The following is a 12,724-nucleotide window of genomic DNA, read 5'->3' as shown; positions in this document are numbered from 1 at the left end:
GGGCGTGCCTAGATATCAGGCTGCAAGGCCGGCCGGCTGATTGCGAACCGCCCCTCAAGCCGAGGTAGATGACATGCTACGCGGTATCCACCCCCTGCTCGGACCCGAGTTGCTGCACGCGCTGCGCACCATGGGCCACGGCGACGAGATCGTGATCGCCGACGCCAATTTTCCGGCCAGCACGCTTGGCCGCCCGGTGATCCGCGCCGACGGCCTGGGCGCCGAGGCCGTGGTGGAGGCGATTCTCACCCATATGCCGCTGGACACATTCGACACGGCCGCCGCCTTCCGGATGGCGATGGTGGAGACGCCGGAGGAAGTGCCGCCGATCTGCGTTTCGTTCCAGGAAATCATCGACCGGCTGGCCGGCCCGTTCCGGGTGGCGCCGCTGGAACGCTTCGCCTTCTACGAACGCGCGCGCCAGGCGGCCTATATCGTGGCCACTGGCGAATTGAAGCTCTATGCCAACCTGATCCTCAAGAAGGGCGTGCTGCCGCCGGGCGAATTCGAGCCGGCGTGGTGAGGCACGCGCCGCAAGGCCTGACGCAGCCGGCAACACGCATGCTTAGCCGGCGGCCGGCGTTGGATAGGCAATCGAACCGTCTGCCTGCGGCATGGCCTCGGGCGTGATGGTTGCGGGCTCGATCCGGTCATGGTCCATGAGGTGAAAAACCGCCTCGCCGCGGGCTATCAGATAGTCGGCGACGATGCGGCGATGGCAGCGCCACCACACGCTTTCCGCGCACATGACGGCGAGCCGACGCGCGCGGCCCATTTCCACCAGCCGGTCGAGCGCGGCGCGGAATTCGGCGCTCATGGCATAGTCGGCATAGTTGTGAAAGCTCTGGTTGACCCAGAAACCGTTGGTCGAGGCCGGCACCGTCTTCGAGCGGCTGCGCAGGCCGCCAAGCTCGACCAGATGCGTGTAGGCGATGCCGAAGGCTGCGAGGCTGTCGGGAAGCACATCGCCATTGTACTGCGGGTTGGCGCGCGAACGCGGGACGGTGCGGATGTCGACCACCAGCCCCACCTCGGCAAGCTTTAGCAGATGGACGAAGGCCTCGATGCTGCGCGTGCCGTGGCCGATGGTGAAGAATGGCTGCCGCATGGCGCCTCCCTTCCCCGCGCGGACATTTCATCAGCGAAGCGGCCAAGCGTCAACTTGAAGGGAATGCCGCCCATGCAACAATCTTTTTGCATTAATCTAGCATTTAATTCCATTTGCCTTTCCCATTCCCCATATCGATATTTGCCATCGCAGCCCAGCCAGGAGGCTTCATGAGCAACGATAACGATGCGCGCGGCTATGCCTCTCCGCCCTGCTTCATGCATGAGCTGACGCCGGAATTTCAGGCCGACGACCGCGCCGCGGACCCCATTGCGTGGGCTGACGTGCTGCGCTGGCGCAAGGCCGAACGCCAGCGGCTGATCGACGAGCGCATGGCTGTGCCGGCAGAAGAGCGGGCGCGGCGCACGGAAACGATCGCGGCCGGGCTGACCAAGGCGATCGGCGACCCGCGCCACCGGCTGATCGGCATCTACTGGCCGTTCAAGGGCGAGCCCGACCTGCGCGGCTGGATGAACCAAACCATCGCGGCCGGCGGGCGCTTCGCGCTGCCGGTGGTGATCAAGTCCGGCTGGCCGCTGGAGTTCCGCGCCTGGGCGCCGGGCGAGCCGCTGGAGCGCGGCGTGTGGAACATCCTCGTGCCCGCCAACGGGCCGGCGGTGTTTCCCGATGTTGTGATCGCGCCGCTGGTGGGTTTCGACGGCGACAATTACCGGCTGGGCTATGGCGGCGGCTTTTTCGACCGCACCCTGGCGGCCATGCCGCGCAAGCCGCTTGCCATCGGCGTTGGCTACAGCCAGGCGAGGCTTGCCACCATCTATCCGCAGCCGCACGACATCCCCATGGACACCGTCATCACCGCCTGATCCAATGCCTTACGGCCAGACCGCGACGGACGGCCGACGCATCATCGATCTTCCCCACGGAGCACCGACCATGCACAGAGACCGCCGTTTCCAGGAGCTTGCCGGCACGGAGCTGCCGATATTGCTGGCGCCCATGGCGGGACCCGTCGGGTCCGAGATCGCGATCGCGGTGGCCGAGGCCGGCGGCCTTGGGGCGCTACCCTGCGCGCTGCTTTCGCCCGAGCAGATCCGCGCCGAGCTCGGCATCATCCGCCAGCGCACGGCGAGGCCGATCAACCTCAACTTTTTCTGCCACACGCCACCAACGCCCGACGACGCCCGCGAGGCCGCGTGGCGCAAGCGGCTGGCCGCCTACTATGTCGAGCTCGGGCTCGACCCGGTAGCGCCGGTGCCGAACTCCAGCCGCACGCCCTTCGACGCCGGGCTGTGCGAGGTGGTGGAAGAATTCCGGCCGGAGGTGGTGAGCTTTCACTTCGGCCTTCCGGAACAGGCGCTTGTGGAGCGCGTGAAGGCGACGGGCGCGAAAGTGCTGTCGAGCGCGACGACCGTGGACGAGGCGCGCTGGCTGGAGGACCATGGTTGCGACGCCATCATCGCCCAGGGCGCGGAGGCCGGCGGCCATCGCGGCATGTTTTTGACCGATAACATCGCCACCCAGGTGGGCACCTTCGCGCTGGTGCCGCAGGTGGTGGATGCGGTGTCGGTGCCAGTGATTGCGGCCGGCGGCATCGGAGATGCGCGCGGCATCGTGGCCGCCTTCGCGCTGGGAGCCTCGGCCGTGCAGATCGGCACCGCCTATCTGTTCTGCCCCGAGGCCAAGGTGGCCGCCCTGCACCGGGAGGCACTGCGTGAGACGCGCAGCGACGCGACCGCGATCACCAATGTGTTCACCGGCCGCCCGGCGCGCGGCATCGTCAACCGCATCGTGCGGGAGGTGGGGCCTATCTCCGGGCTTGCGCCGGCATTTCCGCTGGCCGGCGGCGCGCTGGCGCCGCTGAAGGCAAGGAGCGAGCCGGCAGGCTCCGGCGATTTCATATCGCTGTGGTCGGGACAGGCGGCCCGGCTCGGCCGCGAGATGCCTGCCGGCGAGCTGACGCGACGCCTGTGGGCCGAGGCGCAGGAGTGGATGGGAGCGGCGTAATTCTTCGCCTCACCGCGCCTGCGAGGGCGTGAAGCGGGCCACCAGCGTGTGGCTGTCGGCCGGATAGGTGAAGCGCACATGGGTGACGGGGTGCTCGGCGCTCCAGGTGCGCCGCTCGACGACCAGGCACGGCGCCCCGGGCTCAACCCCGAGCGCGGCGGCGATTTCCGCATCCGCGCCGGTTGCCCTGATGCGGTGCTCGGCCGCGCTCCAGGGGACATGGCCAACCAGCCACGGCCCCGGCGCGATCTCCTCGAAAGCTTCCTCGGCGGCCTCGGGCACGGCGACCAGGCTGATCAGCCGCTCTTCCAGGCAAAAGGGCCGCGGCCCGGCGAAATGCCGGCACCTCAGCGCCAGCACCGGCCCGGCCTCGTGCAGTTCCATCAGCGCGCGGTCGGCCGGCGTGCCCTTGCGCTTCTGGTGCGAGGCAAGCTCGTAGCGATAGGGCAGGCCCAGTTCCTGCACCTCGTCCTTGATGTCATGGATCTCCAGCACCGCGGCCTGCGACACCGGCGTGCGCACAAAACTGCCCGAGCGGCGGCGGCGCTCGATCAGGCCCGTCCTGGCGAGCTCGGAAAGGGCCTTGTTCACGGTCATGCGCGAGCAGCCATATTCTTCGGTCAGCTCGTGCTCGAAGGGAATGCGATGGCCGGGCGCCCATTCGCCCGACAGGATGCGCTCGCTGATGTCAGCGAGAATGCGCTGGTGCAGCGATATCGGTTCCTGCTCCCTCAAGGTATCCATCTTGTCCATCGTACGATCCAGAACGGCGGCCGGGCACGCGTCACGCTTCAGCCCGCGGCAAGCTCATTCATCACGGCCCGGAAGTCCTCGGCAATGGCATCACGCATGAAATGCCTGCCGCCAACCACAACTTTCTTGCCGCGCACCCAGACGCCGTCAACCCTGGCGCCATTGGCGAAGATCCAGGCATCGAGGACGCCGTCGCCCTTCTTGCCGGCCAGGGACGGGTGGTCGGCCCCCAGCGAGACGAAATCGGCCGAAGCGCCGACGGCGATTTCGGCCGGGCCGGCGCCGAGCGCGGCGGCACCGCCGGCCAGCGCGCCGTCGAACAACGCGCGGCCATTGGATTGGCCCGGCGCGGCCAGCACGTTGCGCTGGCGGTGGAACAGGCGCTGCGAATATTCGAGCTGGCGCAGCTCGTCGGGCAGGCCAATGAGCACGTTGGAGTCGGAGCCGACGCCGAAGCGGCCGCCATGCTCGGCAAACAGCGGTGCAGAGAAGGTGCCGTCGCCGAGATTGGCTTCCGTAACCGGGCAAAGGCCCGCGATAGCGCCGCTTTCGGCCATGCCGGTCGTCTCGGCGTCAAGCATGTGGGTGGCGTGGATAAGGCACCAGCGCCCGTCGACCGGGGCGTTGGCGAGCAGCCATTCGACCGGGCGAGCGCCGGACCAGGCGATGCAGTCCTCCACCTCCTTCACCTGTTCGGCGACATGGATGTGGACGGGCCCGTCGGTCATGGAAACAACGGCCGCAAGCTCCTCGGGCGTCACCGCGCGCAGGCTGTGCGGCGCAACGCCGACGACTGAGCCCGGCAAGTCCTTCACCGCCGTGCGGGCACCCTCCAGCAGGCGGCCAAAACTTTCGAGATCGTTGATGAAGCGGCGCTGGCCCTCATTGGGCGCGGCGCCGCCGAAACCGGAATGAGCATAGAAGACCGGCAGCAAAGTGAGGCAGATGCCGGTGCGCGCGGCGGCGGCGGCGATGCGCTCGGCCATTTCGGCGATGTTGGCGTAGTCCCCGCCGTCGAGATCGTGGTGCAGATAGTGGAACTCGCCGACGCGGGAGAAGCCGGCCTCCAGCATCTCGACATAGAGTTGGGCGGCGACGGTCTCGACCTGGCGCGGCGTCATCGACAGGGCGAAGCGGTACATGACCTCGCGCCACGACCAGAAGCTGTCGGCGCCGGGGCCGCGCGTTTCGGCAAGGCCGGCCATGCCGCGCTGGAAGGCGTGGCTGTGCAGGTTGGGCATGCCGGGCAGGACGATGGCCTGGCGCTCGTCGCCGGATTGCGGAGCGGCATCCGCCTCGACGGCCGAGATACGGCCTTCCCTGACGGTCAGGCGCACGTCGTTGCGCCAGCCCTGCGGCAGCAGCGCCTGCCCGGCAAAAATTGTCGTCATGGAGCCTTCCCCTGCGTTTCTTGCATCCGATCGCCACAAGACGCTTGCGTCAATCGCTCATATGTCTATACATAAACGATCGGGATGGAAATGGAAAACATCATGCAGCACCGCGAAAGCGCGCAAACGGGACGGGTCCGCCTATGGCGGAATGCCCGCCTCGCGACGCTGGCCGAGAACGCGCCCGGCCTGGGCATTGTGGAAAATGGGGCAATCGCCGCAAGGGACGGGCGCATTGTCTATGCCGGCCCCGAGGCCGAACTGCCGGCGGCTCTGCGCGACGGCGCCGAGACCGTGGACTGCGAGGGCCGCTGGATCACGCCCGGGCTGGTCGACTGCCACACGCACCTGGTGCATGCCGGCGACCGGGCAAACGAATTCGAAATGCGGCTGGCGGGCGCGACCTATGAGGAAGTCGCCCGCGCCGGCGGCGGCATCGTCTCCTCGGTGAAGGCGCTGCGCGCGGCAAGCGAGGACGAGCTGGTGCGGCAGACCCTGCCGCGGCTCGACGCGCTGCTGGCCGAGGGCGTCACCACTGTCGAGATGAAGTCCGGCTACGGGCTGGACCTCGAAAACGAGGCGAAATCGCTGCGCGCCGCACGCCGACTGGGCAGCGAGCGGCCGGTGACGGTGCGCACCACCTTCCTCGGCGCGCATGCGCTGCCGGCGGAAGCGAACGGCGACAAGGACGCCTATATCGACCTCGTCGCCAAGCAAATGCTGCCGGCGATCGCAGCGGAAAAACTGGCGGACGCAGTCGACGGGTTCTGCGAGGGCATCGCCTTTTCGCCCGAGCAGATGACGCGCGTGTTCGATGCGGCCAAGGCCCACGGCCTGCCGGTAAAGCTGCATGCCGACCAGCTTTCCAACCTGCATGGCGCAGCCCTTGCCGCGCGCTACGGCGCGCTCTCGGCCGACCACCTCGAATACACCGACGATGAAGGTGCTGCCGCCATGGCGAGCGCCGGCACGGTGGCGGTGATCCTGCCCGGCGCGTTCTACTTCATCCGCGAGACGAAAAAACCCCCGGTCGACCTCTTCCGCCGTCACGGCACGAAAATGGCGCTGGCGACCGACAACAATCCCGGCACCTCGCCGCTGACCTCACTGCTTTTGACCATGAACATGGGCGCGACGCTGTTTGCCATGACGGTCGACGAATGCGTCGCCGGCGTGACCCGCGAAGCGGCGCGCGCGCTGGGCATGCTCGGCGAGACCGGAACGCTGGAGGCCGGCAAATGGGCCGACCTCGCGATCTGGGACATCGAGCGGCCGGCCGAGCTTGTCTACCGCATGGGCTTCAATCCGCTCCATGCGCGCATCTGGAGGGGGAAATGACCGAACTCGTATTGAAACCCGGCGAAGCCACGCTCGCCGACTGGCGCGCCATCTATCGCGGCGCCGTGCCCAAGCTGCATGAGAGCGCCCGGGCAAAAATCCAGGCAAGCGCCGAGACGGTCGCAAAGATTGTCGCCAAGGGCGAGCCGGTCTATGGCATCAACACCGGCTTCGGAAAGCTGGCCAGCGTGCGCATTCCGGCCGCCGACCTCGAAACGCTCCAGCGCAACATCGTGCTGTCGCACGCCGCCGGCACCGGCGAACCGATGCCGGTGGCCGTGGCGCGCCTGATGATGGCGCTGAAGCTCGCCAGCCTCGCGCAGGGCGCCTCGGGCGTGAAGGTCGAGACGGTCGAGCTTCTGGAGAAGATGCTGGCCAACGACGTCATCCCCGTGGTGCCGGCGCAGGGTTCGGTGGGCGCTTCCGGCGACCTGGCGCCGCTTTCGCACATGACGGCGGCGATGATCGGCGTGGGCGACTGCTTCACCCCGCATGGCCGCGTGCCGGCCAAGGTGGCCTTCGTGTCGCACGGGTTGGAGCCGGTGACGCTCGGCCCCAAGGAAGGGCTGGCGCTGCTGAACGGCACCCAGTTCTCCACGGCCTATGCGCTGGCCGCGCTGTTCGAGGCCGAAATACTCTATCATTCGGCGCTGGTTGTCGGCGCTCTGTCGACCGATGCGGCCAAGGGCTCGGATGCGCCGTTCGACCCGCGCATCCACCTGCTGCGCAAGCACAAGGGCCAGATCGATACGGCCGACGCGCTGCGCGCGCTGATGGCGGGCAGCGCCATCCGGGAAAGCCACCGCGTGGGCGACGAGCGCGTGCAGGACCCTTACTGCCTGCGCTGCCAGCCGCAGGTGATGGGCGCGGCGCTCACCGTGCTGCGCCAGGCCGCCGACACGCTGGAAACCGAGGCCAACGGCGTCACCGACAATCCGCTGATCTTCGCCGAGGACGGCACCGCGCTTTCGGGCGGCAACTTCCACGCCGAGCCGGTGGCGTTTGCCGCCGACATGATCGCGCTGGCCGTCTGCGAGATCGGCTCGCTGTCGGAGCGGCGCGTCGCCATGCTGGTCGACCCGGCGCTGTCGGGCATGCCGGCCTTCCTCACGCCGAAGCCCGGCCTCAACTCCGGCTTCATGATCCCGCAGGTGACGGCGGCAGCCCTCGTCTCTGAAAACAAGCAGAAGGCCTATCCGGCAAGCGTGGACTCCATCCCCACCTCGGCCAACCAGGAAGACCACGTCTCCATGGCCGCGCATGGCGCGCGCCGGCTGATGGGCATGGTGGAGAACGCCACCGCCGTCATCGGCATCGAGCTTCTGGCCGCCGCGCAGGGTTGCGACTTCCACGCGCCGCTGGCCTCGAGCGCCCCGCTGGAGGCCGTGCGCAAGCTCTTGCGGGCGCAAGTGCCGCATCTCGACGACGACCGCCATTTCCACCCGGACATGGAAAAGGCCAATGCGCTGGTGCGCAGCGGAGCGGTGATCGCGGCGGCAGGCGCGGTGAAGCTGCCGGCGGTTGCAGGGTGCGAGGCATGACCGCCCTGCCATGGCTTTCCATCACGCGCGGCGAGGCGCCGCTGCTGGTGTCGATCCCGCACACAGGCACCGACCTCGCTGGGCTGGAAGGGCGACTCGTTTCGCCCTGGCTCGGCCGCAAGGACGCCGACTGGTGGATCGAAAAGCTCTACGACTTCGCCGCCGGCCTCGGCGCAACCGTGGTGCGCACCTCGATCTCGCGCACGGTGATCGACGTCAATCGCGACCCGTCCGGCGTCTCGCTCTATCCGGGACAGGCGACGACCGAGCTTTGCCCGACCACCACCTTCGACGGCGAGCCGCTTTATCGCGAGGGGCAGGCACCGGACGCCGAAGAGGTCGCCGAGCGGCGCAAGACCTATTTCGAGCCCTACCACGCAGCGCTGGCCGAAGAGCTGGCACGGCTGCGCAAGGTGCATGAAAGGGTCGTGCTCTATGACTGCCACTCGATCCGCTCGGTGATCCCGCGCCTGTTCGATGGCGAGCTGCCGGTGTTCAACCTCGGCACCAACAGCGGCGCCAGCACCGACCCGGCGCTGCAGACGCTGGTGGCCGACATCATCGCCGGCACCGGCGAGAGCCATGTGGTCAACGGCCGCTTCAAGGGCGGCTTCATCACCCGCAACTTCGGCAAGCCGGAAGCGGGCGTGCATGCGCTGCAGATGGAGCTTTCCTGCCGCTGCTACATGCATGAGCGGCCGGGGCCGGTGAGCGCCGACAACTGGCCGGCGGATTACGATCCCGACTTTGCCGCGCCGATGCGCAGGGCGCTGACAGAAATCCTTCAAACCGCAATCCGCTGGGCCCGCGCCTGAGGCGCGGCCGGCCTTCATGCTGGAGAAAATGATGACCCAACACACCCGCATCGACAATTCGCGCGTCATTCGCGCTGCCACCGGCACCGAGCTTTCCGCCAAGAGCTGGCTGACGGAAGCGCCGCTGCGCATGCTGATGAACAATCTCGACCCCATCGTTGCCGAAAAGCCCGGCGAGCTGGTGGTCTATGGCGGCATCGGCCGCGCCGCGCGCGACTGGGACAGCTTCGACCGCATCGTCGGCGCGCTGAAGGCGCTGGAAGCCGACCAGACGCTGCTGGTGCAGTCGGGCAAGCCGGTGGGCGTGTTCCGCACCCATGCGGACGCCCCGCGCGTGCTGATTGCCAATTCCAACCTGGTGCCGCACTGGGCCAACTGGGACCACTTCAACGAGCTCGATAAGAAGGGCCTGATGATGTACGGCCAGATGACGGCCGGCTCCTGGATCTATATCGGCAGCCAGGGCATCGTGCAGGGCACCTACGAGACCTTCGTGGAGATGGGCCGCCAGCACTTTGGCGGCGATCTTTCCGGCCGCTGGATCCTGACGGCGGGCCTGGGCGGCATGGGCGGCGCGCAGCCGCTGGCGGCCACCATGGCCGGCGCCGCGTGCCTGGCCATCGAATGCCAGGCCAGCCGCATCGAGATGCGCCTGAAGACCGGCTATGTCGACGTGCAGGCCAAGGACCTGGACGACGCGCTGGCCATCATCGACAAGGCCACCAAGGAAAAGAAGGCGATCTCGGTTGCGCTTTTGGGCAACGCCGCCGAAATCCTGCCGGAACTCGTGCGGCGCGGCGTGAAGCCGGACGCGGTGACTGACCAGACCTCGGCGCACGACCCGGTCAACGGCTACCTGCCGATCGGCTGGACCGTGGCCGAGTGGGAAGAGAAGCGCGAGCGCGACCCCAAGGCCGTGGCCAAGGCCGCCCGCGCTTCGATGGCCGTGCATGTGAAGGCCATGCTCGACTTCCACAAGATGGGCATCCCGACCGTCGACTACGGCAACAACATCCGCCAGATGGCCAAGGAAGAGGGCGTCGAAAATGCCTTCGACTTCCCGGGCTTCGTGCCGGCTTATATCCGCCCGCTGTTCTGCCGCGGCATCGGCCCGTTCCGCTGGGCGGCCCTGTCGGGCGACCCGGAGGACATCTACAAGACCGACGCCAAGGTGAAGGAACTGCTGCCCGACAACAAGCACCTGCACAACTGGCTCGACATGGCGCGTGAGCGCATCCACTTCCAGGGCCTGCCGGCGCGCATCTGCTGGGTGGGCCTGGGCGACCGCCACCGCCTCGGCCTCGCCTTCAACGAGATGGTTGCCAAGGGCGAGCTGAAGGCACCGGTGGTGATCGGCCGCGACCACCTCGATTCCGGCTCGGTCGCCTCGCCCAACCGCGAGACCGAAGCGATGAAGGACGGCTCGGACGCCGTGTCCGACTGGCCGCTGCTCAACGCGCTGCTCAACACCGCCTCGGGCGCAACCTGGGTTTCGCTGCACCATGGCGGCGGCGTCGGCATGGGCTTCTCGCAGCATTCGGGCATGGTCATCGTCTGCGACGGCACCGAAGACGCCGCACGTCGCCTCGAGCGCGTGCTGTGGAACGACCCGGCCACCGGCGTCATGCGCCATGCCGATGCCGGCTACGACATCGCCATCGACTGCGCCAGGGAGCATGGCCTCAACCTGCCCGGCATCCTGGGCTGATACTCAAACGAACAGGTGAAGACGACCTCGATGACAGACATCTCGTATACGGAGCGCGGTTCGCGCGGCAGCGGAGCGGTCAAGCTCATTCTCTACAGCCTGATCGGCATCTTCGTGTTCTTCGTGCCGGTGACCATCGGCGGCAAGTCGACCATTCCTCTCGATCACGCCGCGACGGCCATCGTGACTCATGCACGGCCGGCCGCGATCGCGTTCGTCTGCCTGCTGATCGCCTATGGCGCCCTGGCACCCTTCGTGCAGGGCACCTGGCGCGGCAGCGTCACGGGGACGATCTTCTCGTTTCTGAGGGTGCTGGGCGCGGTCCTGGCCGGCATGTACCTGACCGGCGTGGGCCCGGCCGAACTGTTCGCGCCCGACATGCTGCCCTTCCTGTTCGACAAGCTGGTGCTTTCGGTGGGCCTCATCGTGCCCATCGGCGCGCTGGCGCTGGGCTTCCTGGTGGGCTACGGCCTGCTGGAACTGACCGGCGTGCTGGTGCAGCCGGTGATGCGGCCGCTCTGGCGCACGCCGGGCTGGTCGGCGATCGATGCCGTGGCTTCCTTCGTCGGCAGCTATTCGCTGGCGCTGCTGATCACCGACCGCGTGTTCCGCGAAGGCAAGTACACGGTGCGCGAGGCGGCCATCATCGCCACCGGCTTTTCCACCGTGTCGGCCACCTTCATGGTGATCGTGGCCAAGACGTTGGACCTGATGGGTTCCTGGAACCTGTATTTCTGGACCACCTTCTTCATCACCTTCATCGTCTCGGCCATTACCGCGCGGATGTGGCCGCTGGCCGGCATGGAGCATCCGGCCGACCGCGACGCGCCGCTGCCGGCCGACCGCAGCCGCCTGCAGGCGGCCTTCGACGCCGGCCTCGAACAGGCGGCCATCGCCAAGAGCCTGCCGGCGACCCTGCGCGAGAACTTCCTCGACGGCCTGCGCATGGCAGCAATGATCCTGCCCAGCATCATGGCAGTGGGGCTGCTCGGCCTGCTGGCGGCCAAGCACACGCCGATCTTCGACGTGATCGGCCTGCTGCTCTACCCCGTCACCTGGATCGCACAGTTCTCGGAGCCGATGCTTGCGGCCAAGTCGCTTGCCGCGGGCCTGGCGGAAATGTTCCTGCCGGCGATCCTGCTGAAGGAATCCGATCTGGCGCTGAAATTCGTGGCGGCGGTGGTGTCGGTCAGCCAGGTGCTGTTCCTGTCGGCGTCGATCCCCTGCGTGCTCGCCACGACGATCCCGCTCCGGTTCCGCGACCTGCTGGTGATCTGGTATGTGCGCACCGCGCTCAGCATCCTGCTCACCGCGCCCGTCGCCTGGCTGGCGGTGTCGATGGGCTGGCTGTCCTGACCATGATGCGCGTGCTGCACGCCGAAAACTATCGCCGCATGCCGTGGAAGAACGGCGGCGGCGAGACAACGGAAATCGCCGTTTCGCCGGAAGGCGCGACGGTGGACAGCTTCGACTGGCGGCTTTCCATGGCGACGGTAGCGCAAGGCGGGCCGTTTTCGACCTTCGCCGGCATCCACCGCACGCTGGCGGTGCTCGACGGCGACGGGCTCCGCCTCACCGTGGAAGGCATGGGCACGACCGAGCTGACGACCGGCTCGGCGCCGCTGCCCTTCCCCGGCGATGCGCCTACCGGCGCCGAGCTGATCGGCGGCACCGTGATCGACCTCAACATCATGACCCGGCGCGGTCGCATGAGCCACGCCATGCGGCGGCTGGACATTTCCGGAACCGTCGACATCGCCGTGGCGGCATCGGAACTGCTGGTGTTCTGCCAGCGCGGAACCTGCCGCCTGCGCGCCGACGACAAGACGGCGGCGCTCGGCCCGCTCGACACCGCCCACCTCGACCACGCGCCGCAGGCGCTGCGGATCGAAACCGACGCAACGGCACGGATTTTCCTCATCGAACTGTCGCCGGACGCCCGCGCCCGATAGCGGCGCGGGAATGGCTCCCGGCCGCCACGGCCTCGCCGCATCACTTTGCGGCGAGGTGAGGCGGTATGGTTAATTCAAGCTTGACACCCCAAATGATGGGGGCGTAAGGCACCCATGCTTCCGGCTCGCCCTTTGGCTCGCCCGAGGCAGTCA

12 protein-coding genes are annotated in these 12,724 nt (G+C 67.8%); 9 read left to right on the top strand and 3 right to left on the bottom strand.

The genetic code is table 11. From position 1 onward, the window contains the following. Nucleotides 1–73: 73 nt before the first annotated feature. Nucleotides 74–523, top strand: coding sequence for an RbsD/FucU domain-containing protein (locus tag ABLE86_RS11150; protein ID WP_348779009.1), 450 nt, complete (start codon nucleotides 74–76; stop codon nucleotides 521–523). Between the two features lie 42 nt (nucleotides 524–565). Here ABLE86_RS11150 and ABLE86_RS11145 read toward each other — a convergent pair whose 3' ends face one another. After that, nucleotides 566–1,108 (bottom strand): DUF488 domain-containing protein, encoded by a 543-nt coding sequence (locus ABLE86_RS11145; RefSeq protein ID WP_348779008.1) that lies wholly within the window; start codon nucleotides 1,106–1,108, stop codon nucleotides 566–568. A 170-nt stretch (nucleotides 1,109–1,278) separates the two neighbouring features. Between ABLE86_RS11145 and ABLE86_RS11140 the strand changes: the two genes are divergently transcribed. Continuing rightward, the gene (locus ABLE86_RS11140) at nucleotides 1,279–1,932 is read left to right on the top strand and encodes a 5-formyltetrahydrofolate cyclo-ligase (protein WP_348779007.1); all 654 of its coding nucleotides are present in this window, start codon (nucleotides 1,279–1,281) and stop codon (nucleotides 1,930–1,932) included. A gap of 70 nt (nucleotides 1,933–2,002) precedes the next feature. After that, nucleotides 2,003–3,073 (top strand): nitronate monooxygenase, encoded by a 1,071-nt coding sequence (locus ABLE86_RS11135; RefSeq protein ID WP_348779006.1) that lies wholly within the window; start codon nucleotides 2,003–2,005, stop codon nucleotides 3,071–3,073. 9 nt (nucleotides 3,074–3,082) lie between these two features. On the opposite strand, the gene hutC is transcribed toward ABLE86_RS11135, so the two are convergent. Together hutC and ABLE86_RS11125 are read right to left on the bottom strand one after the other, a co-directional pair. Further along, a complete protein-coding gene (hutC, locus tag ABLE86_RS11130) occupies nucleotides 3,083–3,826 on the bottom strand; it encodes a histidine utilization repressor (protein WP_348779005.1) in 744 nt (247 codons plus the stop codon). Between the two features lie 38 nt (nucleotides 3,827–3,864). Further along, nucleotides 3,865–5,217, bottom strand: a complete 1,353-nt coding sequence (locus ABLE86_RS11125) for a formimidoylglutamate deiminase (RefSeq protein ID WP_348779004.1) — start codon at nucleotides 5,215–5,217, stop codon at nucleotides 3,865–3,867. Between the two features lie 102 nt (nucleotides 5,218–5,319). Between ABLE86_RS11125 and hutI the strand changes: the two genes are divergently transcribed. From hutI to ABLE86_RS11095, 6 genes are read left to right on the top strand one after another with little or no spacing between them, the layout of a single operon-like run. Further along, the gene (gene hutI / locus ABLE86_RS11120) at nucleotides 5,320–6,555 is read left to right on the top strand and encodes an imidazolonepropionase (protein ID WP_348779003.1); all 1,236 of its coding nucleotides are present in this window, start codon (nucleotides 5,320–5,322) and stop codon (nucleotides 6,553–6,555) included. Further along, on the top strand, nucleotides 6,552–8,096 hold the full coding sequence (gene hutH, locus ABLE86_RS11115; RefSeq protein WP_348779002.1) for a histidine ammonia-lyase: 1,545 nt from the start codon (nucleotides 6,552–6,554) through the stop codon (nucleotides 8,094–8,096). The genes hutI and hutH overlap by 4 nt, the downstream gene beginning before the upstream one ends. After that, nucleotides 8,093–8,911 carry an N-formylglutamate deformylase gene (gene hutG, locus ABLE86_RS11110; protein ID WP_348779001.1) on the top strand — a complete coding sequence of 273 codons (819 nt, stop codon included), beginning with the start codon at nucleotides 8,093–8,095 and terminating at the stop codon, nucleotides 8,909–8,911. Before hutH ends, hutG begins: the two co-directional genes overlap by 4 nt. Before the next feature lie 31 nt (nucleotides 8,912–8,942). Then, nucleotides 8,943–10,619: a urocanate hydratase gene (hutU, locus tag ABLE86_RS11105; RefSeq protein WP_348779000.1), complete on the top strand. Its 1,677-nt coding sequence runs from the start codon at nucleotides 8,943–8,945 to the stop codon at nucleotides 10,617–10,619. A gap of 30 nt (nucleotides 10,620–10,649) precedes the next feature. Then, entirely contained in the window at nucleotides 10,650–11,975 is a 1,326-nt protein-coding gene (locus ABLE86_RS11100; RefSeq protein WP_348778999.1) for a YjiH family protein, read from the top strand. Between the two features lie 2 nt (nucleotides 11,976–11,977). Continuing rightward, nucleotides 11,978–12,571: a HutD family protein gene (locus ABLE86_RS11095; protein ID WP_348778998.1), complete on the top strand. Its 594-nt coding sequence runs from the start codon at nucleotides 11,978–11,980 to the stop codon at nucleotides 12,569–12,571. The last annotated feature ends 153 nt before the right edge of the window (nucleotides 12,572–12,724 follow it).

Origin of the sequence: Mesorhizobium sp. KR2-14 (assembly GCF_040049255.1) — a bacterium.
GTDB lineage: Bacteria > Pseudomonadota > Alphaproteobacteria > Rhizobiales > Rhizobiaceae > Pseudaminobacter.
Note: the sequence above shows the minus strand (reverse complement) of the source record. Positions and strands in the feature narration are given on the sequence as shown.